Genomic DNA, 21,203 nt, shown 5'->3' on the forward strand with positions numbered 1-21,203 from the left:
AGTCAACAAAGGCACTACTTTTTTGTAGTGCCTTTGTTATACTTAAAACGACAGATGCTTTTTTATCATTTTAAGGTTTCATTCTTACATATTAAGAGAAAATAGAACCATGGAGAAGGATCTGAAAGGAGATGGACGGATATGCCAAATGGAAAATCGTTAGCTCTGGGCATTTTAGTAGGAGGTGCCGTAGGGGCCGCGTGCACACTTTTTAATGCCCCTTCATCAGGAAGGGATTTCCGTGAAAATGCCAGACTGAAAAGCGAAAACCTGAAGAATACCGTGCTGAGCCTGAAAGAGGATGGCATGCAGCTCAGAGACCAGATTACTCAGACGTCCAAGGAAGGTGCTGAATTAATCAAAGAGCTTTCCGAGGATGTGAAATCCTCCATTGAAAGCTGGAAACGCACCGTCGAACCCCACCAGAAAAACATCCAGAAATATTTGGAGCAGATTGAAGAGAGTCTGAAGGAGCTGGAGGAAAAAGCGAAGGCCGATCAAAACACCGACCCTTCCCAGCCAAGCCATGAGATCATCAACCATCAATAACCTAAAAGCCCCCGCCAATCCAAACGGGGGCTTTTTCATGCTTCAAAGTCAATGAGCAGGGTGTACCATAATAAAAACCCGTGCAGGGATCAAGATGTCTTGATTCCTGCACGGGTTTTCGATCATGATTTACAAATTGTTTCAGCTGTTATTCCGCCGCTTTCAGATCCTCAATAGAGTCAACATCCATATAGGATGGAACGACAAGGCCGATTTTAGCCCCTTCCAAGTTGGCACCAAGGTCCACAATGCTGTCCTCGTGTTTTTCATACTGACTTCCGTGAGTGACCGGCAGCCACGCTGCCACCATTCCGGAAGCTTCTCCAGAGGCTACAGACTCCCACATCGGTCCGTTATCCAGAGACGTCAACGTTACGTCAAAACCTTGCTGCTTCAGCACTTCTCCAATGACATGCGTAGAAGCAATTTCAGAATCCCACATGACATAAACCAGCTTCACTTCAGTTCCATCGACTTCTTCTGTCCCTTTTGTCCACTCCGCTACAAGATCTTCATTTTCCTTGATCCATTTTTGTGCGGCTTCTTCTTCACTGCTGCCTTCATTGATATCCAGCATCACCGATTCCATGTCTTCGGTTGTCCAGTTGAACTGGTCCAAGATTTGATAAGCGTTCGGCTTGTCCTCTTCCAAGCCTTCGCGAACCATCGTCTTAATCTGCTCTTCTTCACCGAAGACACCCTTAGGATCTTCCAAATATTTCAGGTCATATTTGGAAAACTTCCAGTGCGGTGTCCAGCCAGTGACAACAATCGGCTCTTCATCCTCATAAGCTTCTCCAAGTGCTGCTGCCATGGCCCCTGAGGAGGATGTAGATACTTCCCATCCTTCCAGGTTGCCATACTCTTCCACAGCTGTCTGTGCTTTACTGACGACACCGGCACCCGCTTCGACTCCGGTAATCTCATAATCCATTTCTTCCCCATAGCTGACCTCTTCGGATGAAGAATCACTCCCGGACGCTTCTTCTTCTGATGACCCACATCCTGCAGCAATCAATGTCAGTGACACCCCTGCTGCCATACCTAAACGTTTCCAGTTCCACATGTAAATCTCTCCCCTTTGAAAAAATGTGTGTATTAGAAAAAGACGATGGTCTTTTTTCTCCTTACTGCTCGCCACGCTGTGTATTCAGGTTTTGAGTAAAACGGTCAATAATAATGGCCAGGATAACAATTCCAAGACCCGCGACAAATCCTGTCCCTACTTCGGCCCGCTGCAATCCGGTAATCACCGTCTGGCCCAGCCCTTTAGCCCCGATCATTGAAGCGATAACAACCATGGAGAGGGCAAGCATTACCGTCTGGTTGATTCCAGCCATAATCGTTTTCTTTGCCATCGGCAGCTGTACTTTGAACAGCTTCTGAACACCTGTCGTACCAAAGGAGTCAGAGGCTTCAATCAGTTCATGGGACACCTGTCTGATTCCAAGGTTTGTGAAACGCACGGTCGGCGGTGTCGCAAATATAACGGAGGCAAAAACTCCGGGTACCATACCGATACTGAAGAACGCTACGGCCGGTATTAAATAAACGAAAGCCGGCATCGTCTGCATAAAGTCAAGGACAGGAGTGAAAATTTTCTCCACTGTCCGGTTTTTCGACATCCAGATTCCCAGCGGAATGCCGGCAATAACACAAATCAAACTGGCAAACACCACAAGAGTGAAGGTATTCATTAACTCTTCCCACAGCTCCTGGTTATGGATAAACCAAAGACCAATGACAGAAAAAGCCGTCAAACCGAATTTCTTCCCGGAAACAAAGAAGGCCAGCACTCCGACGATGGCAATAAACAGCCAGACGGGAATGCCCATCAGCCAGTCTTCGGCTACAATCTCGATAAAGTCACCGAAATCATTTTTAATAAAATCAAATAAAAATCCGAATGTTTCTGTTGTTAACTCTGTTGCATCTGAAACCCACTGGGCTACTGGAATTTTAGGAATCGATTCCATGTAGATTCACCTCATTTCCTGCAAGTGCTGCGATAACAGCACCGCGTACGATAATTCCCTTCAGCTTCCCTTCGTCTATGACGGCAACTGGAACAGGAGCATCATGGATGATGTCAAAAATCTCCTGCATCGGCGTGGAACCCTGAATCTGCGGCACATCTGTGCGCAGAATCCCTTTCAAGTCCTTCACGTCCTGCCTGGCTGCCTCGGATACATCATCCGCTGTGACATAGCCATGGAGGTTCCGCCGGCTGTCGGTGACGTAAATCGTAGAAAGGCCTTCTTTACGCATTCTTTCCAGAGCGCTTCTCGGTCCGTGCTTCTCCACATCCACAGTCTCCGGTCGTTTCATAATATTTTCAGCGGTCAGCACTTTCGAACGATCAACATCCTCTACGAATTTCTCGACATATTCGTTGGCAGGATTAACGAGGATTTCTTCCGGTGTTCCGATTTGAACGATCCGTCCGTCCTTCATCAAAGCGATGCGGTCGCCGATCCTTAAAGCTTCATCAAGATCGTGCGTAATGAATAAGATCGTCTTCTTCATCGTTTCCTGCAGATCGAGAAGCTCATCCTGCATTTCCTTACGAATCAATGGATCCAAAGCAGAAAAAGCTTCATCCATTAAAAGAACTTCAGGATCATTGGCAAGAGCGCGGGCAAGTCCGACTCTCTGCTGCATCCCTCCGGAAAGCTGGCCCGGGAACTGGTGTATGTATCCGCCAAGACCGACCAATTCAAGAGACTCCTCGGCTTTTTTCTTTCTTTCCGATTTATCAATACCTTGCACTTCAAGGCCGAACTCTGTATTTTCAAGAACGGTCCGATGTGGGAATAACCCGAATTTCTGGAAGACCATGCTTAGCTTCTGACGTCTGACCTCTCGAAGGGAGCGGCTGTCCATCTTCGCTAAATCCTCTCCATCAATGAGCACACTGCCTTCCGTCGGCTCGATGAGACGGTTGATCAAACGTACGAGTGTGGATTTCCCACTACCCGACAATCCCATAATGACAAAAATTTCTCCCTCTTCGACGTCAAAGGAGGCTCTGTTGACACCTACCGTATTTCCGGTTTTTTCTAGAATTTCTTCTTTCGTTTGTCCTTCATCTAAGTATTTCGTCGCCTTTTTGGCGTTTTTACCAAAAATCTTTGATAAATTCTCTACTTGTATGACCGGCACGTTTTCACCTCATTTTCTAAAAATCTTCAAACTGTGACTTTGAACTCATTACCTTATACACTGTAACCTATTTGCAAATAAAAGTTCAAACGCACTTTACTTTAAAATAAGTACAAAAATTACGTACAGTTCAAACTGTACGTAATTTAAAGGGTGAAATGCTTCATATTTCGTTTAATTTCGACAAAATGCTTGTCGATCCGTAATTTTTCTTGGATTACCATTTATAGTAATGTAGTCGTAGAACGTAAAAAGGAGGAGCATATGGGAGGAAACGATCACCACAACCTGGAAGACATCCAGATGAAAGTCATACACGAATTTTCTAAAACCCTGGAGATGTTCGGTTTATCCATGGCTGACTCCCGCTTGTTTGTCACCCTTTACCTTCATCCGTCACCAATGACGCTTGATGAGATGAGCAGCGCGCTGGGAAAAAGCAAGACGGCCATGAGTACTGGAATCCGGAATTTATCCGATCAAGGACTGGTTGAACGTGTGTGGAAAAAAGGGGTTCGGAAGGATTTATATACACCCACCACCAACCTCTACAAAACCTTTATGACTTCCTACATACAAAAATGGCAGACAGCTGTGAATGAACAGGAGAATGAATTAGCGGCTGTAGAAGAGCAGGTGCAGGCAAACATGCAGCGTTGTGTGAAACAAAAAGAAATGGATGAAACCGCGTTTCTTCAGGAACGCATGAGGGAAATGGTCCATTTTCATACCTGCCTTTCCAAGGCGCTCCAGAGCCTTCATCCGGACCCATTTTGAGCTTCTCACCAGTAAACATAGGTTTACTGGTATTTTTTTATCATTTTTCTGTTATTTACACCTTGTCAAATACAGAAAGTTTTATATTATTATAAAGAGGGAATAGAATATTGGAATAGCACATTCTAACTTTCCTATTGCCGCCATATCTGGCACAATAGAATTAAGAATATACTCAAAGAAGGTGAAATTGGTGAAGGAAAAGATCACAAAGCGAGAAGCCATTTATTATAGTCATAAAATGGCACAACTGTCCAAAGCGCTTTGGAAAGCCATCGAGAAGGACTGGCAGAACTGGATCAAACCTTTTCAGTTGAACATCAATGAACATCATATTCTATGGATTGCCTACCACCTCAAGGGGGCCAGCATTTCTGAAATATCCAAATATGGTGTGATGCACGTTTCGACTGCCTTCAATTTTTCAAAGAAAATGGAAGAACGCGGACTCCTCCAATTCTCTAAACGTGAGAATGACAAAAGAAATACCTATGTGGAACTGACTCCTGAAGGAAACGACCTTTTGGAATCCACGCTCAATGAGTACGACCCTGACGACAATTCGGTACTCAAAGGCGTGATGCCGATGACCGAAATGTTCGGGAAGCTTCCTGAGTTTCTTGATCTATCCGCCTTGATTAAAGAGATTTACGGCGATGAATATATGGAGATTCTGGAGCGTTCACTTGAAAATATTGAAGAAGAGGCTTTAGTCAACGAGCCGACGGATTTGGAAAAGTACAAACAAAAGTCGCAGAAGTCACGTTCTTCTTAACGCCCTGGTGCTTATCCCTTATAAACCCGGACTTATATGCTGAAAACCCCTTTCCGATGTTTCATTGGAAAGGGGTTTTTTATGTATAGGACAGGAGCAGTTCGGTCAGGTCTTTATAATACCCTTCTTTATGAAGGGCTTCGAGAGAATCTGTAATGGGAAGCTTCCAGCAGACCATCCCCGCGTAATGAAAGAGTAACGAAGAGTGATCCAGCAGCCCCTCCTCCTTCTCTTCCTTATAAAGATCAGAGAGCGTCTGCAGCAAATGCATCGTCTCGTCATATTCCATTTCTGTTAAATCTTTTTCAATCACTAATTTTGTAAAAGGATAGTGGTCAATTTCTTTGATGCTGCTCAATAATTTCAGTTGAAAAGAAAGAGTGTCACAAAGATTCACATTCTTCATACTTTTCCCTCCCCTCTCGCTGTCACCCTTGTCACAGCAGGGTTTCAGACCACCTCGAAATCAAGTGAAATCTTCAGTGGTATTTTTTACGAAAAACCTATTGCTTTTTGTCTCTAAACATACTATTATTCGTCTTGTGCTAATAAAACGATAGAGAAAACGTACTCCTATCATATCGATAATCATAATAAAATCACAGCATTTTTTGTAGTAAGGGGGGATTCTTATGATGAACTGCTGGAAATCAGTGAACATCAATAAAGAATTCGGATTAAACCGTGTTTATATCATGTCTATTCTCACCGGACTATTGTCCTTTTTAATTCTTTACCTGCCGTTTTCCATGATCCATGCGACGCATGATATGAACGATCACGGTTTTATACCGCTGCTGGTCATTCTATTCTTTCTGCCGTCCATCCACAGGCTCATGCATATGCTGCCTTTGATGCTCAGCTATAAACGACTGCGGGTTCACTTTAAATTCAGGAAACGCTGCGTACCGACATTCTCGTATCAATGCAAGACGAGGCTGTCCAAACCGATGTCCATGACGATGGCACTGGCACCGACTTTTTTGATTACTGTTCCAACACTAGTCATGAGCTACGTCTTCCCGAATTACTTCGCCTATCTGGTGCTGTTTGCCTCTGTGAATATCGGCCTGTCCTTTTCAGATTTTCTTTATGTCAGCCATTTCGCGAAAGCACCGAAAAAATGCATCATTGAAAATGCCAAAGACGGCTACGATATTCTCATTCATCAGCCGAAAGCATAAAATCAAAAACAGCGTTCATTGGAGCGCTGTTTTTTTGTGACCTGGAACGGGGTTTTCCTGTTCAATCCAGGTAAACTTTGATAGAGTAGTTTCATAGGGAATAAAGGAGGTTCATCAACATGGCATTTGGTTTCAGCTTGTACGCGCTCGTCATTTTATTCGTGTTTAATTCACTCACACATTCCTTATGCTTAAAAACGAAAATGTCGAACGAGAAGCAGACTCGTGTATTCCGAACAATTAATGTGCTGATCACTATTTTACTCATTTCATCCTATGTGGAAGTCTTAAATACACTATAATGACCCAGGCCGCTGATCCCTTCAGCGGCCTGTTTTATATTCGATCGGATAAGGAAAGACTGGGGGTGGAAGCTGCCCCATCCTTTTTCGCTGAACATTATAGTATAGGACAGGGAAAATGTGTTATATTTACTCATAGGCTGTTTATTTAATCTCTACGTCATGAAAAAATTACAAAATGTTTTAGGAGTGTCATGTCCATGAAAAAAGTAGCCATTACTGCTGCCTTGGCGGCAGGCGTCTTCACCCTTACTGCTTGTTCATCAAACGCGGATGACTCGGAAGTCGTCGTTCAAACGAAAGATGGAGAAGTAACGAAGGAAGAATTCTATCAGGAACTGAAAAGCCAGCATGGTGATCAGGTACTTCAAAGCCTTGTTATGAAAGAAGTTCTTTCCAACAACTATGAAGTGTCCGATGAAGCGGTTGAAGAAGAACTGCAGACATTGAAGGACCAGTACGGGGAACAGTTTGAAACCGTTCTTGAACAGAATGGCTTCGCTGATGAAGAAGCCTTCAAGGAAACCATCCGTATGAGCCTGCTTCAGGAACAAGCAGCAGCTGAAGATGTCGAAATTACTGAAGAAGAAATGAAACAGTACTATGAACGCATGAAAACAGAAGTAAAAGCAAGCCATATCCTAGTAGAAGATAAAGAAACCGCTCAAGAAGTGCAGAAAAAGCTTGATGACGGTGGTGACTTCGGAGAGCTTGCCAAAGAATACTCCACAGACGGCTCCTCTGAAAAAGGCGGAGATCTCGGCTGGTTTGGCCCAGGACAGATGGTCGCTGAATTTGAAGAGAAAGCCTATGAATTGGAAAAAGACAGTGTCAGCGAACCTGTCGAAACACAGTTCGGCTACCATATCATTAAAGTAACCGACAAACGCGAAAAAGAAGATATCGAGTCTTATGAAGATACGAAAGATGAAATCCGACGCACACTTGTGAGCCAGAAGGTCGATCAGACACAGCTTCAAGAGAAAATGGATCAGCTTGAAAAAGACGCCGAGATTGATGTGAAGGATGATCAATTCGAAGGTCTTTTTGACGATTCATCTGAGGAAGACGGAGCAGCAGAAGAGGAATCAAGCACGGAAGAAGAAAATACAGAAGAATAATAAAAAGCCGGGTGATCCTTCACCCGGCTTTTAGTTTGAGGTCATTCTCCGTTTTCCCCGCCGCTCTTTTTCCTGCTCAATCCTCTTCAAATACACCTGTCCCTCTTGTTCAATAAACTCCTGCTCCAATGTATGTTCCGCCCTCATAGCCCGGAAAGCCATATAACCACTGAAAAATATAAAAGCCACACATAGAAATACCCAGACCGGCAAACCGAATAGCATACGCTGTTCCTCCCTGCCCTGTTTACCATTAGCTTATGTATCAGCATGACTGAATATGAACAAGCTCCCCTCCAGCAAAAAAACTGCCCCGTGCTTTTCCATTCAATGCTCGGAAAAGCCGGGACAGTCCTTTTATGTTATTCACTCTTCTGATCGATTTTCGGAACGTATTTAAAAATTTCCCCGGATTCAACGACATGGATGAACTTCATCAGCCAGCGGTAGTAGTTCTGGGCATATTTTAAACGGTCGATATCCACCTGGATCTTCTCTTTCAACTCTTCATCGGAAGTGCGGTTCTGAAGAGATTCCAGTTCCTGAATCGCCTCGTCCGCCTCTTCAATGTTCGTTTCTGTATGATGTCTCCATCTGCTCCCGAAAAGGGAAGTGAATGACTTATACCAGTCTTCCTCCGACTTGTACAAGTCTTTCCGAACCCCTTTTTTAAAGGAAGGTTCCACCATTTTCATATCAGACAAAGCCCGGACACCTGTGGACATACTCGTCTTACTCATCTCAAGAGCTTCGCGCATGTCATCCAGCGTCATCGGCTCCTCGGAGAAGTACAACACTCCATACAGTCGTCCTATTGAAGGAGTCACCCCGTAGAGGCTCATATTTTTAGCAATCACCTGAATGAATTGTTCAATTGTTTCTTCGTATTTCGTCCAGTCTTTATTATTTGTTTCTGGCAATGGAAACCCTCCATTTGCATAATGCTCATGTAATCTTAGAACATTTTATCATTAAAGTCCTGAGATTGCGACCTAAACCTCAATTTATTTTAACTGCTGAATATTTGCGTCTGTAAATACTTGCTGAAGGTCACTTCTCCAGGAGAAAAACAGCACCTGGTGACGGGTGGATACGCCCTGTAGAATCGTAGTCATTTTCTGCAGCCGGCGTTCATCAAAATGCACAAACGCATCATCCATAAAAAAGGGAAGCGGCCTTTGGCCGGCCATCGTTTCACCCAGGGCCAGACGCAGCGATATGTACAACTGATCGCGCGTCCCCTTCGATAATTCTCCGGGGGCAAAAAGCATCCCTTCTGAATCGAGCACGGTGATTCCCCGTCCAGGATCATCAGCAGCTATGCTTTCATAGCGGCGGTCCGTCAATGTCCGGAAATAGTCCTCAGCCGCTGCCAGTACAGCAGGAAGATAGGTCGATTGGTAGGACTGTTTGGTTTCCTTTAAAGCCTGCAGGGCAGCCTGATAACCGGCCCACTCCTTTGCCATCTCCTTCAGTTTCTCTTTCTCGGCCTGATAGTGGTGGGTCAGAGCTGAACGCTCATCAGAATTCTCCATCTGATCCAGCCGGCTGTGGATATCCGCAAGATGCTGCCGGGCTTTGGACTGTTGCGTTTCCAGATGCTCGATATCCCGTTTAATCTCTCGGATATCTGTGAGCAGCCGGCTTTCCTCCGGTACTTGATTCCATACATCCGCATGCGCCTGATCCTCTTCGGACAACAATCCATCGATTTGAAACTGATACCCAGCGACGTCCTCTTGGAGTTTCCTTACGGTTTCTGCCTCTTCCGCTCTCTTATAAAAGTCTTGCTCGCTCTCGACCCCGCACTCGCCAAAAAGCTGATGGCATTCTTCAAGATAACCTTGCAGCTGATACGTGATTTTCTTAAGACGGCGTTCCAACGCTTCCAGGGCTTCTTTTTGTTGATGGACATCCCTTTCCAAATGCTCCTGCTGTTTGATCCATCCGCTCAATTCGTTCCAGCCTGTACGGACAGTATGATCTAATATTTCCCAATCTAAACGTCTATGAAACGTTTTCAAATCCTCAGTCATTCCGTCCTGTTTCCTTTCCAGTTCCTCTATCCGCTTCACTGCCTGAAGATATTCCACTCGCTTTTCACGAAGCTGAACGACTTTATGAAATAACTTCTCCCAGTGTTTCACATCAAGTCCGGTTAGAAACGGATAAAGGCTTCGCTGCTCTGTCACTTGAGCTTCCAGGCGGCGCCGGCGTTGCGCTGCGAGACTCTCTTTTTCCTGAAGGCGGATGTCTTCATGATTCAGCTGCTTCCACTGATCATGAACATGCTTCCATTCCGTTCTCTGTGTTTCATATTCCCTCAGCTTCTCCCGCGCTCTTTCCACATCTTTTTCTCTGCTATCTGAGATTTGAGGCTGGACATTTTGTGGAAGGCGGGAAGCATAGAAACTGAGACCGATGGATAACATCACTCCAAGCAGCAGCCATACAACACTTCCGCCTCCTATAAAGACCGCTGCCCCGCCTAATAGGACAGCGACGGCTCCAACAAAAAGAGCAGCCCTGTTTGGACGGACCCTGCCGGCTTTTCCACTGTTCCTTGTGGCTCGGTTGGCCGCAGCCGTTTCTGAAGCTTCCTGAATCTTGTATTGAAGAGCAGCCGCTTCGTCTTCACCAATCATCTCTTCTTCCAATTCAGCTTTCTTCGTCTCTACATACTGAAACTCCCGCTCCAGATCCATACTTTGATCATGAATATAGGCCCTTTCCTGAACCAATGTCTGTTCTTCGTTTTTCAACTCCCTCCACGTTTCTTCTATATAAAAGGGAAATGTGTAATCATCAAGATCGTCAACGGTCAACGGAATATCCAGCGACTGGACTTCCTTGGAGAGCTCTTCCTGCCTGTGCTCTGTTTCCTTATGCAGTCGTTCTTTCTCATAACCGAGCTTTTCTGATTCCGGGCGTCGCTTCAAAAGCAATGCCGCTTCCTCGAGTCGTTGAGGCTGGTAAGCGGCCGCCAAGGCCTTCAGCTTTTCCTTTCCGGCTTCGACATCCGAAGTGAGGAGCTTCTTTTCTGATTGCAGGGGAAGAATTTTTTCCTTGAGCTGCCTGTATCTTTCCATTCCCCCGTCAGGAAAAACAATGAACTCCCGGCGTTGGAGTTCTTCCAGTCCTTGATGATAGTTCACAAGTGCCGGCCTGGCCTTCAATAATTGTTCCGTCCGGTAGAGGGCATTCGTTTTCTCCCTCCAGGCCATTCCAGAGGCTTCGATTTCCTCGATCGCCTGCTGCTTTTCCTCAAGCAGGTGAAGATAGGCCTGCTCCTCTTTTTCAAGCGATCGTGTCTTCTTATAAAGGTCTTCCACTTTATGAAGCTGCTCATTGATCACGGGTTTTCTGCCCTGGGGTTTGAACCGCTCCTCTACTTTCTTTTCCAGCCATCTTTCTGTGCGGCTGATCCGATCCGATCCGGTGAGACCGATATCCAGCAAGGTTTCTCCAAGACTTTCCGCAGACAGTGTTTCCAAATGGCGGAGGTCGTCGGCATTGAAACTGAAAATCGCTTCAAAGCTCTCCCGGTCCAGACCATTCAACTGGTCCCTCAGCCATTCTTCCCCATGCTCTACTCCAAGAGAGGTGCGGCAGATCGCCTGTCCTTTATATCGGTCATGAAATCGTTCGACTGTCACGACTTCAGCTTCTGCCGTCTCTACAGTGATGGTACCTCCAAGTCCTCCGCCTTGTTTAGGCATATAAGCTTCCCTCTGTTTAGGCGGCAGACCGAAAAACATGTATAAAAAGAAATGATAAAGGGTGGATTTCCCCGCTTCATTTTTTCCTGTAATGATGTTAGGCCGGTCCTCAGCAAAGGATAGGGAGAACCCGCTCCATTTTCCAAAGCCATGAATATATAGATTATGTATGATCAAAGCCGTCATCCCCGCTTCCCAATAATTGGTTTACCGCCATTGCTTTCGCTTTCTCCAACACTTCCGCCTGCTCCTTTTCATTAAGGGAAGGAACGAACCGCGACATCTTTCTGTGATCGTACAATGGAGCGAGCCACGAATCCAAGGCTTCATCGTCTGCTTCATTCACTTTCTTCAGAAACTCTCCCGTGAAATGAGGACCGTGAAGATCTTCTTCAGTCCAGCTTATCCTCTCATCCAGGCGTACATCCTCAATCCACACCCAGCCGCCTTCGGTAACGTCTTCATTTTCGTTAACGATATCCTTCCATTCATCCATTACCCCTGAGGACCACCAGCGCTTCCACTGATGGCCGCTGCCTTCGATGGTCACAGAGAGCATCACAGAACCGCCGCTTTCCGCAACGTGATGTTTCACATTCTCTAATACGCGCTCCAATTCGTTCGGATTTTCCAAGGGTGGAACAGGAACGGTAACACTTTCATACACAAAGCTGTGCAGAGGCTGAAACCTGTGCACCCATTCCCCCTCCTGTTCTTCGATGACGTAACACCCTTTCGGCCCCTGTTCGTTCTGAGACCTTCCCTGCGTATTTCCTGGATAGATAATCAGCGGGTCTGCAGATAGAATTTCCCGTTTATGGATATGACCGAGCGCCCAGTAATCCATCCCCGTCCGCTTTAATTCCTCCAATGTGAAGGGAGCATAAACATCGTGATCCGTATTCGATTCCAGGCTTCCATGAAGCATAGCAATGTGATACGGGGGGTGTCCCGTCTTTTGAAACTCCTGCGCTTTATGCTCCTTCACCACCCTTGTCTCGTAAGAAAAACCATAAATATGCGCCAGAAGCTCCCCCTGCTTATAAAAAGGAACCTCCTGAACACGCTCGCTCTCGAATAGGAAAACATTTTCGGGAAAGGAAACCGCGTGCTCCGTTCCTGACGTAAAGTCGTGGTTTCCAAAGCTGACGAACACATCGATTCCGTGCTTCTGCAGCTTCTCAAAACCCCGGCGCACATGGACCTGGGCCTTCAGGCTGCGCAGTTCCTCATGATAGACATCCCCGGCAATCAACAGGAAATCCGCCTCTTCTTTTATACATACTTGAATAAGGCGGTCAAAGGCTTCAAAGGTTCCCGCCCGCAGCCGTTCAAGCAGTTCCTCAGGGAGATGGCCTTTCGTCTTAAACAGACTGTCCATATGCAGATCTGCACTATGGACAAATGTAATTCCATTCCGCATAGCTTCCGCTCCTTCGCTCCATCTTTTTCTTTATTTTAACAAAGCACACCCACGAATGCACGTTCGCTTTCAGGGGTCCAGCGCAAAAAAAAGACCGCCCCGTGAAGGGCGGAAACGTTCAGGATGACTTTTCTTTTTTCGATAGTTGGAGGGCTGCTTTAAGATCCTTCAAAGATGATGATTTTCCGTAAAGGAGCACGCCTCCTCTGTAAATTCTTGCCCCTATCCATCCGAGCAGCGCAATCGAACCGATCAGCACGGCTAAGGAAAGGGAAACCTCCCATACAGGGACGTCGAGCATCCCGACTCTCAGAAACATAATCAACGGCGTGAAAAACGGGAAATACGAGCTGATGGTAATGAAAGTCGAATCCGGCGAGGCCAGACCGAACATCGCAATCATAAAGGCAGCCACGATGAGCATGATCATAGGAGCAGTCATCTGCTGGGCATCCTCCAGACGGCTGACGAGAGACCCGAGCGTTGCTGCAAGGGTGGCAAACAATAGGTATCCCAGCAGGAAGAATACGACCGCATAAATGATAGTGGAAGGCTGAATCGTGGTCAGCCCCAGTCCATCAATAAATGAGGCGCTCCCCGACTCTATCGTCTGCTGGATACTGAAATATCCTGCGGTCAGGAAGATGGCAAACTGGGTTAAGCCCACGAGAGCGATACCGATGATTTTAGCAAACATCTGGGAAACCGGTGACACACTGGAAATCAAAATTTCCATCACCCGGCTGGACTTCTCCGTAGCTACTTCCGTAGAAATCATCTGGCCGTACATAATGACGGCAAAGTACATAAAGAACAGCATGATATATACGATTCCGCGCGTCTGATTGAGTTCCTCCGCTGATTTCGCCCGTTCCTCCAGGGCTTCCAGTTCAAACGATACCGGAGTGGATATCTGCTGCAGGGTTTCCGGCGCCACGTCTGCTTCTTCGGTCACCTGTTCGATTTTCACCTGCTGCAGGGCCTGGCGGACAGGCTCACTTGCTTCTATATTCGCAATCTGATTGGCAAAGTACGTCGCTTCGGGGAGTTGATCTGCCCCAGTCCGGATGTGTACGACAGCCTCATAACTTCCTTCTTCTACTTCCTGCTTCGCCTCCTCCAGCGTCCCTTCATAAGTTTCAGCTGCTGCTGCCTCACTGGAAACGAGACTTCTTTCAAAAGCCGCCGCCCAAGCTTCACTTTCGGAAAGAACGGCAATACGGTTTTCATCTTCGTCTCCGCTGAACTGTTCAATGATGGATTGAAGGTTGGATACAGCGAAAATAAACACGAGCATGATCAGGGTCGTAATTACAAAAGATTTGGATTTCACTCTATTTTTATATGTATGGCCCATCATAATGAAGAACTTATTCATAGGAAGCCCCTGCCTTTTCAATGAAAATATCATTCAGTGTCGGTTCTTCCAAGTCAAAGGTGCGGACAAAGCCTCTCCCATGAAGGGATTCAAAAATACCCGCAGCTGCTTCTTCCGCAGTGATTTGAAGCTCGCACCCTTCTGCAAGGGGCTTGTATTTGGTCACACCCTTGAACGACTGTAAATAAGAGGTATCAAAATCTGCATGAATGCGGATGTTTTTCTTTCCGAATGACCGTTTGATCTCCTTCAACCTGCCGTGAACGACGGGTGATCCATGATGAAGGATACAAAGACTTTCACACAATTCCTCCACGTGCTCCATACGGTGGGATGAAAACACGATGGATGTTCCAGCTTCCTTCAATTCTACAACGGCCTCTTTCAACATTTCTACATTGACCGGATCCAGTCCGGAAAAAGGCTCATCCAGAATAAGCAGCTTCGGCTTATGAAGCACGGCTGATATGAATTGAATTTTCTGTTGATTACCTTTGGACAACTCCTCCACTTTTTTCTGCTTATATTCCGGCACTTTAAATCGTTCCAGCCAGTGGTCGATTTCCTCCACTGCATCCTTTTTGGACATCCCTCGCAGTTTAGCCAGGTACACAAGCTGGTCTTTCACTTTCAATTTCGGATACAACCCTCGTTCTTCAGGAAGATAACCAATCAAATGGCTCTCCCCATAGCCGATTCGCCCCCGATTCCACGATATCTCTCCTTCTGTCTGATCCAGCAGCCCAAGGATCATACGGAATGTCGTCGTTTTGCCCGCTCCGTTGGCTCCAAGAAAACCAAAAATCTGCTGTTCAGGTATTTCGATGGATAAGTGGTCCACTGCTGTGAACGAGCCGAACTTCTTTGTAACATTCTCCAACCTCAAAGTCATTCCTATACCCTCCCCTTTCTGTTTATCTTACGTGCCTGTCCGCCCGGGAGTTTCAATTTCTCCACAAATAAAAATGAAGAAACTTGAAGCTTTTTGCAGGAATTTCGCTTTCCCATGACAAATGTAAATAAATGAACAACTATTCATTCGAGGGGGACATCCATGAAACGCTACTACTTAACCGTATTCGAAAAAGACGGGACAAATGTACTTGATGAGAACTTTGAAGCTGAACATGACGAGGAAGCGAAAAAAATAGGGACGGCCAAACTGACGGAACATGGATACAGTGAGTTTACCCACCGCTGCGTGTCTCCTGATGGACGGCTGGTTCTTTTCCACCGCTGAAAAGAGCCGCGCTTAAAGGCGCGGCTCTTCATTATTTTCCATGAAATTCTGGATTCCTTTTTTCCATAAAAGCCTGAACACCTTCCATGTGATCCTCTGTATGCCTCAGCATCCATTGAGTTTCCCTTTCCTCTGTCAAATAGGTCTGGAGCTTTTCCAAGCCATATTTATGATAGATCTCCTTCGTCGCAATCATCGATCGGAGCGGACGGCGGCTCCAATATTCCGCAAGGTCTCCAGCTTCCTGCTGGACCGATCCTTCAACAACCTGGTCGATCAGCTTGTATTCATAAGCTTCAGCAGCCGACATCCGCTCCCCCTTCCAAGTAAAATGCTTGGCCTGATGGGTGCCCAGACGTTCCTGAAGCCAGAAGTGGCCGCCCCCATCCGGAGCAAGTCCGATGCCGATGAAGTTCATGGACAACTGCGCCCCTGCTTCCGCCATTACATAATCAGCCGATAACGCAATACTGAGTCCGAGCCCGACGACAGGCCCGTGAACAGCGGCGATCACAACCTTAGGCATCGTATAAAAAGACTTGACGATATATTCAATGTCATCCATCACCTGATCGTAAACGTCACGGTCAGCCGCTTCCTTCATCATAGTAAGATCCCCGCCGGCGCAAAAGCCGTCTCCACTTCCCGACAAAACAACAACCTGAGCCTCTGAATGCTGCACCTGGTCGAGAACGTAGGCAAATTCAGCTAACTGCTCCGTCCCGAGCGCATTATACTTTTCTCCCCGGTCCAACGTAATGTGTACAACATTATCCTTTTCTTCAACCCTAAAGTGGCCCATTTTTCTCCCCCTGGATTCAAAAATGTCTTCTATTCGTTACATTTCGCCGGCGCGTATCTTTTCTCCTGCAAAGGTCGACAACATTCCTTCCATCACGCAGAAAAAACATAAAGACAATCTCCTGCTGAAAAAAATACCCGGTGCTTTTCAGGCATAAAAAAAGAGTCTGCAGAAAACACATGGTTTTCTGCAGACTCAGACCACCGTAGAAACGGTGGTTCGTCTGTATTACTGCTGCGGCTCTTCCGGATTACCATAAAGCTCTTCCAGCGGTTTTGTAATAATACGGCTGATATCGTTGATGACAGTGTTCAGGCGCTGTTCTTCTTCCATCAGCTTGGAAATCTGTGGATGCTGCTGTACAAGTTCTACAACTTTACGTGCCTGTTCCACTTCTTCTTCAGAGATTTCCTCTCCCTGCATCTGTTTTTGTTGAAGCGTGATTTGTGTCTGACGGAAATCATCAAACATTGTTTTCGCTGCTTCGTCATTCATAACCGCTTCATATGCTTCTTTCAAGCTCGTGAATTCTTCACTGTTGCGGATTGCTTTTTCCAAATCATAAGCGTAATCGTATAGGTTTGCCATAAAATAAGCCCTCCTGTAATTTCGTACTTCTAACATTCCTTCCCCACTATAACAGACTCACTGAAGTCTGTATAGGAATAGGGTTTCATCCGATGACCATGACGAGAGCGGCCTGCAGCAGACCGATCAGTCCACCAAGAAGAGCCCCGAGATATGTGATCATCTTGAATTCCCTTCTCGAAATGCCAAGGACCATCTCCTCGAGACGATCCACTTGGAAAGCCTCTACCTCTTCCTTGACGACTTCCTCCAGTCTAACGGATTGGATCATTCCTTCCACTTTACCGGAGATAACATCGACGGATTTTCTAATGAGGACCGGAATCCATTGTTTGGTTACCTTCTCCTGAATAGGAGCGGTCCAGTCAGCAATCGAACGCTCCATCCATTGCTCAACGGGAAGAGCCTGTGCCGCCGTCTGCCCGATCAGACGCCCGATTTCATCAGAACCGATTCGTTCTTCCACGGATTCAAGGGGCATATCGAGCCATTTCTCTTTTTCTGCATGAAGCATCGTTTTCAACCATTCATTCATTTCGCTGTCAGACACATACTTCAGGAGAATCGGATATAGACGTTCAGTCAGCCCATCCGGTCCTAAAAAAGAGGAAATCATATTTCCAAGAAAACCTTGGTTGTCCAGGTAATTATCAATCAGGGCGGAGACTTTCTCTTTTCCCTCCGTACTCCGGAAATAATTCTCGATACTTTTTTGGATGTGTTCGGCGGCCTGGTCAACGCCATGATCCACCTTCGATGTCCATTCCGGAGTCAGCAGCTCTCTGATTTCCTGCTGCCTGTATCCATCCATCAGCTTATGGTACCGTTCTTCGATCCAAGAAGCCGTATTCGATCTAATTTCCTCTGAAGCCACATCGATTTGGAAATCCTTCAGCAGGGATTGGACGGATTTATCCTGCTGCAGCCATTTCAACGCTTCTTTTTCAGCCAAGGAGGTCATCTGGCTCACCAGAGCAGGTTCAGTCAATTTACGGCGGATGCCCTCGGGTGTAAGAAGATGATTCACGACCATCTTCCCGAGCTGCTGTGCTAATTCATTCTGTCGTTTAGGAATAAGTCCCGGCGTGAATGGCACGCGGAACTTCCCGATATATATCGCACGGTAAGGGCGGAAAAGCATCTTAATCGCGAGGGAGTTCGTCACTCCACCAATCAAGGCCCCGATCCCCATCATTAAAAGAATCAGAAGTATTGGATGCATCGTACAACCTCTTTCTATCGTAGTGTACCAAGTATAATGGAAAAATGCGGCGTGTGCCAAACGAGAGAAATGAAAAATATCCCCTCTCATGATTCCTCTTTAAACGGGCCACCCTATAGGTAAGGAGGTGAACAGAATGAAGGAGGAAAAAAAGCAGGCCGCCGAAGGAAAAGACCAGTTTGAACTGGATGTTGACCGTATGATTAATGAAGGAATGGCCGGCGGCACCGTAGCCCCGGTCTACGGGCGCGAGCAGCTTGGGGAAGCCCATGAAATCCCGGTTCAGGAGAATCGAAGAAATGATCCTGCAGAAAAATAATAAAGCTGTCTCTGATGGACCCTCATCCATCAGAGACAGCTTTATTTCAGCGGCTTTTCACAATCATCTGCACAGCTTCATTGATTAAATCCTCGGCAGATTCTCCCTCTTCGTGAGCAACGCGTATACATTCCTCAAGGTTTTTCGCTACAATATAACCAATCGCGCGGTCCATGGCTGAACGAGCCGCAGACAGCTGGGTGATGACATCTTTACAGTCTTTTTCCTCATCCATCATTTTAAGGACACCGCGCACCTGTCCTTCGATGCGTTTTAACCGGTTTTTCGTTTCTTGTCCGTAGAAACTCTGTTCTTTGACGTGTTCCATTCCGATTCCCCCTTTCCGTCCGACTTATCATGTATAGGGATCAATTGACTTTGCGGATTTCTACATTGTATTACTATAATAGTAAATATCCTAGTAAAAAGGAAGAGATTCATGTCTGTCATTCATCAACTCCAGCAGATCTACCCCTCTATGAGGGTGATTAACGAAGCAGAAGCCGGCGACTCAGACCAGTGGGACTATTTTCTGACGCCGGAAAAAGAACTCATAGCCATCCCTAAAATTGAAAGGAATAACCAGGAAGCAGAGCTGTTATCCATTTTCCTCACTCCTTTTGAGAAAGATTCCATGACCGAGACAGAAAGGGAAACAGCATGGAAGGAACTTACCTCCACCGGCAGCCAGTATGCAGGCATTTCCTGGCCGCAGTCCTACCGCTTCATCCTGTTTACGTTTGATGACACCGGCACTGAAAAAAGCACGATAAAAGAAGCGCTTCAATCTTTATTTCCGGAACGTGTGCCTCTGATCTGGCAGTCGGACCGGTCGGGGTATATAGTGGAGGAAATCTTCTCGAGCGGACAGGAGGTCCTTTCGTTCGAAGGGATTCCGGATGTTCTCATGAGTGACTTCTACACAAATATACGTTTTTTTACAAGCCATTTCAGTTCTGACTTAAAAGAAGCCCCCTCTATTTTGAAATGGTCGCTCAGCGGAGCCGATCTGGCTGATCGATACCACCTGCCCGCTGTCGCTTCCTACAAGGATATTATTCCCTATTTCTACATTGACTACCTACCTGAAGCCTATTGGCACCAGGTAGAGCAGTCGATCTTCCAAGAGGTGCTGGAAGATAAGGAACTGCTTCAGACGATCAAGGTTTTCCTTGAAACCGGATCCAACACATCCCTCGCTGCTAAAAAGCTGTATATGCACCGGAACAGCATGCAGTACCGTGTCGATAAGTTCATCGAGAAAACAGATTTGGATATTAAGGATTTCAAAGGGGCGGTCATCACCTATCTTGCTCTTTTACATCTACAATTGTAATTCGACAAAGTGCACAAAACTCACAGTGGTGAGTTTGTGCACTTTGTCCATTTACCGTTTTCAGAAACTTCGGTACACTGAAACCAGTTAAGAAAGCGATTTCAAAAACAGGGGGAGTTTCCAATGGCAGAACTTAAACTGAACAATATTGATAAAGTGTATGATAAAAATGTGAAAGCCGTCGACGATTTCAACCTTCATATCAATGACAAGGAATTCATTGTTTTTGTAGGTCCATCCGGTTGTGGTAAATCGACAACACTCCGTATGATTGCAGGACTTGAAGAGATCACCGGCGGAGACTTCATGATTGATGACAAGCGCATGAACGATGTAGCACCAAAAGACCGTGACATTGCCATGGTATTCCAGAACTATGCCTTATATCCGCACATGAACGTGTATGACAACATGGCCTTCGGTTTGAAACTCCGCAAGATGGATAAGTCGGAAATTGAACGCCGCGTCAAGAACGCCGCACAAATTCTTGGATTGGAAGCTTTACTGGACCGTAAACCGAAAGCGCTGTCAGGTGGACAGAGACAGCGTGTTGCCCTCGGCCGTGCCATCGTCCGTGATGCAAAAGTCTTCCTTATGGATGAGCCTTTATCCAACCTGGATGCCAAGCTTCGTGTACAAATGCGCGCTGAAATCCAGAAACTGCACCAGCGTCTGCAGACAACGACCGTCTATGTTACCCACGACCAGACCGAAGCGATGACGATGGCTACCCGCCTTGTCGTTATGAAAGACGGCATCATCCAGCAGGTTGGTGAGCCGAAGGAAGTCTATGATAAGCCTGAGAACGTGTTTGTCGGAGGCTTCATCGGGTCCCCGGCTATGAACTTCCTGCACGGAACGCTCGCTGATGGTCACATTGAACTCGGAGAAATCAAAATTGCCGTACCGGAAGGAAAAATGAAGCCTCTGAGAGAACAGAGCTACATCGGAAAGGAAATTATCCTCGGTGTGCGCCCGGAAGATATGCACGATGAGCCGCTCTTTATCGATGCCAACCAGGATAAGAAAATCACGGCCGACATTGAAGTAGCTGAGCTGATGGGCTCCGAATCCTACCTGTATTCCAAATTGAATGACCAGGAATTCATCGCCCGTGTCGATTCCCGTTCCGATATCAACGGTGGAGACCAAATTACCTTGGCAATTGATATGAACAAAGTCCACTTCTTTGATAAGGATACAGAAAGCCGTATCCGCTGATCATAACAAAGCAGCCCTATTCAGGGCTGCTTTGTTTTTTATGGAGACTGTATGTTACTGAATGACTCCAAAAACGGTAAAACCC

24 protein-coding genes are annotated in these 21,203 nt (G+C 46.3%); 10 read left to right on the forward strand and 14 right to left on the reverse strand.

What is annotated here, in order from left to right; translation table 11 throughout:
* Positions 1-141 precede the first annotated feature (141 nt).
* A complete protein-coding gene (locus H615_RS0118510) occupies positions 142-549 on the forward strand; it encodes a YtxH domain-containing protein (RefSeq protein WP_027956535.1) in 408 nt (135 codons plus the stop codon).
* Positions 550-697: 148 nt separating this feature from the next.
* On the opposite strand, the gene H615_RS0118515 is transcribed toward H615_RS0118510, so the two are convergent.
* The 3 genes from H615_RS0118515 to H615_RS0118525 form a co-directional block, all read right to left on the reverse strand.
* Complete coding sequence (locus H615_RS0118515) at positions 698-1,615, reverse strand: glycine betaine ABC transporter substrate-binding protein (RefSeq protein WP_035532695.1); 918 nt, start codon at positions 1,613-1,615, stop codon at positions 698-700.
* Between the two features lie 61 nt (positions 1,616-1,676).
* Positions 1,677-2,525 (reverse strand): ABC transporter permease, encoded by an 849-nt coding sequence (locus H615_RS0118520; protein ID WP_027956537.1) that lies wholly within the window; start codon positions 2,523-2,525, stop codon positions 1,677-1,679.
* Positions 2,509-3,711 carry a quaternary amine ABC transporter ATP-binding protein gene (locus H615_RS0118525; protein WP_027956538.1) on the reverse strand — a complete coding sequence of 401 codons (1,203 nt, stop codon included), beginning with the start codon at positions 3,709-3,711 and terminating at the stop codon, positions 2,509-2,511. The genes H615_RS0118520 and H615_RS0118525 overlap by 17 nt, the downstream gene beginning before the upstream one ends.
* A gap of 264 nt (positions 3,712-3,975) precedes the next feature.
* Between H615_RS0118525 and H615_RS21630 the strand changes: the two genes are divergently transcribed.
* A complete protein-coding gene (locus tag H615_RS21630; RefSeq protein WP_035532697.1) occupies positions 3,976-4,488 on the forward strand; it encodes a GbsR/MarR family transcriptional regulator in 513 nt (170 codons plus the stop codon).
* A 184-nt stretch (positions 4,489-4,672) separates the two neighbouring features.
* On the forward strand, positions 4,673-5,263 hold the full coding sequence (locus H615_RS0118535; RefSeq protein WP_027956539.1) for an HTH-type transcriptional regulator Hpr: 591 nt from the start codon (positions 4,673-4,675) through the stop codon (positions 5,261-5,263).
* 79 nt (positions 5,264-5,342) lie between these two features.
* Here the strand turns inward: H615_RS0118535 and H615_RS0118540 are convergent, their stop codons facing one another.
* Positions 5,343-5,669, reverse strand: a complete 327-nt coding sequence (locus H615_RS0118540) for a DUF1878 family protein (RefSeq protein ID WP_035532700.1) — start codon at positions 5,667-5,669, stop codon at positions 5,343-5,345.
* Between the two features lie 226 nt (positions 5,670-5,895).
* Between H615_RS0118540 and H615_RS0118545 the strand changes: the two genes are divergently transcribed.
* From H615_RS0118545 to H615_RS0118555, 3 genes are all read left to right on the forward strand, one after another.
* Positions 5,896-6,447, forward strand: a complete 552-nt coding sequence (locus tag H615_RS0118545) for a DUF3267 domain-containing protein (protein WP_027956541.1) — start codon at positions 5,896-5,898, stop codon at positions 6,445-6,447.
* Between the two features lie 119 nt (positions 6,448-6,566).
* Positions 6,567-6,749 (forward strand): hypothetical protein, encoded by a 183-nt coding sequence (locus tag H615_RS0118550; RefSeq protein WP_027956542.1) that lies wholly within the window; start codon positions 6,567-6,569, stop codon positions 6,747-6,749.
* 200 nt (positions 6,750-6,949) lie between these two features.
* Entirely contained in the window at positions 6,950-7,870 is a 921-nt protein-coding gene (locus H615_RS0118555; RefSeq protein WP_027956543.1) for a peptidylprolyl isomerase, read from the forward strand.
* Positions 7,871-7,900: 30 nt separating this feature from the next.
* On the opposite strand, the gene H615_RS0118560 is transcribed toward H615_RS0118555, so the two are convergent.
* The 6 genes from H615_RS0118560 to H615_RS0118585 all read right to left on the reverse strand — a co-directional run bounded on the left by H615_RS0118560 (position 7,901) and on the right by H615_RS0118585 (position 15,282).
* The gene (locus tag H615_RS0118560) at positions 7,901-8,095 is read right to left on the reverse strand and encodes a sporulation YhaL family protein (RefSeq protein WP_027956544.1); all 195 of its coding nucleotides are present in this window, start codon (positions 8,093-8,095) and stop codon (positions 7,901-7,903) included.
* Between the two features lie 137 nt (positions 8,096-8,232).
* A complete protein-coding gene (locus H615_RS0118565) occupies positions 8,233-8,790 on the reverse strand; it encodes a GbsR/MarR family transcriptional regulator (RefSeq protein ID WP_027956545.1) in 558 nt (185 codons plus the stop codon).
* Between the two features lie 84 nt (positions 8,791-8,874).
* Complete coding sequence (locus tag H615_RS0118570; protein WP_169516226.1) at positions 8,875-11,766, reverse strand: ATP-binding protein; 2,892 nt, start codon at positions 11,764-11,766, stop codon at positions 8,875-8,877.
* Positions 11,753-13,012, reverse strand: coding sequence for a metallophosphoesterase family protein (locus H615_RS0118575; protein WP_027956547.1), 1,260 nt, complete (start codon positions 13,010-13,012; stop codon positions 11,753-11,755). Before H615_RS0118575 ends, H615_RS0118570 begins: the two co-directional genes overlap by 14 nt.
* Positions 13,013-13,130: 118 nt before the next feature.
* Positions 13,131-14,390, reverse strand: a complete 1,260-nt coding sequence (locus H615_RS0118580; protein WP_027956548.1) for an ABC transporter permease — start codon at positions 14,388-14,390, stop codon at positions 13,131-13,133.
* A complete protein-coding gene (locus H615_RS0118585; protein WP_027956549.1) occupies positions 14,383-15,282 on the reverse strand; it encodes an ABC transporter ATP-binding protein in 900 nt (299 codons plus the stop codon). The genes H615_RS0118580 and H615_RS0118585 overlap by 8 nt, the downstream gene beginning before the upstream one ends.
* 162 nt (positions 15,283-15,444) lie before the next feature.
* Here H615_RS0118585 and H615_RS0118590 point away from each other — a divergent pair, with 162 nt between their 5' ends.
* Positions 15,445-15,630, forward strand: a complete 186-nt coding sequence (locus H615_RS0118590; protein WP_027956550.1) for a YhzD family protein — start codon at positions 15,445-15,447, stop codon at positions 15,628-15,630.
* Positions 15,631-15,661: 31 nt separating this feature from the next.
* On the opposite strand, the gene H615_RS0118595 is transcribed toward H615_RS0118590, so the two are convergent.
* The 3 genes from H615_RS0118595 to H615_RS0118605 all read right to left on the reverse strand — a co-directional run bounded on the left by H615_RS0118595 (position 15,662) and on the right by H615_RS0118605 (position 18,242).
* Positions 15,662-16,432 carry an enoyl-CoA hydratase gene (locus H615_RS0118595; protein ID WP_027956551.1) on the reverse strand — a complete coding sequence of 257 codons (771 nt, stop codon included), beginning with the start codon at positions 16,430-16,432 and terminating at the stop codon, positions 15,662-15,664.
* Between the two features lie 228 nt (positions 16,433-16,660).
* Positions 16,661-17,020, reverse strand: coding sequence for a YlbF/YmcA family competence regulator (locus H615_RS0118600; RefSeq protein ID WP_027956552.1), 360 nt, complete (start codon positions 17,018-17,020; stop codon positions 16,661-16,663).
* 85 nt (positions 17,021-17,105) lie between these two features.
* Entirely contained in the window at positions 17,106-18,242 is a 1,137-nt protein-coding gene (locus H615_RS0118605; protein ID WP_027956553.1) for a DUF445 family protein, read from the reverse strand.
* Between the two features lie 136 nt (positions 18,243-18,378).
* Between H615_RS0118605 and H615_RS0118610 the strand changes: the two genes are divergently transcribed.
* Complete coding sequence (locus H615_RS0118610) at positions 18,379-18,561, forward strand: hypothetical protein (protein ID WP_035532704.1); 183 nt, start codon at positions 18,379-18,381, stop codon at positions 18,559-18,561.
* Positions 18,562-18,607: 46 nt separating this feature from the next.
* Here H615_RS0118610 and H615_RS0118615 read toward each other — a convergent pair whose 3' ends face one another.
* Positions 18,608-18,889: a metal-sensitive transcriptional regulator gene (locus H615_RS0118615; protein WP_027956555.1), complete on the reverse strand. Its 282-nt coding sequence runs from the start codon at positions 18,887-18,889 to the stop codon at positions 18,608-18,610.
* A 111-nt stretch (positions 18,890-19,000) separates the two neighbouring features.
* Between H615_RS0118615 and H615_RS0118620 the strand changes: the two genes are divergently transcribed.
* Both H615_RS0118620 and H615_RS0118625 read left to right on the forward strand, forming a co-directional pair.
* Positions 19,001-19,897, forward strand: coding sequence for a PucR family transcriptional regulator (locus H615_RS0118620; RefSeq protein ID WP_027956556.1), 897 nt, complete (start codon positions 19,001-19,003; stop codon positions 19,895-19,897).
* Between the two features lie 123 nt (positions 19,898-20,020).
* Positions 20,021-21,118: an ABC transporter ATP-binding protein gene (locus tag H615_RS0118625; protein ID WP_027956557.1), complete on the forward strand. Its 1,098-nt coding sequence runs from the start codon at positions 20,021-20,023 to the stop codon at positions 21,116-21,118.
* Positions 21,119-21,203 lie beyond the last annotated feature (85 nt).

It is taken from the genome of Halobacillus kuroshimensis DSM 18393 (genome assembly GCF_000425705.1).
GTDB lineage: Bacteria > Bacillota > Bacilli > Bacillales > Halobacillaceae > Halobacillus > Halobacillus kuroshimensis.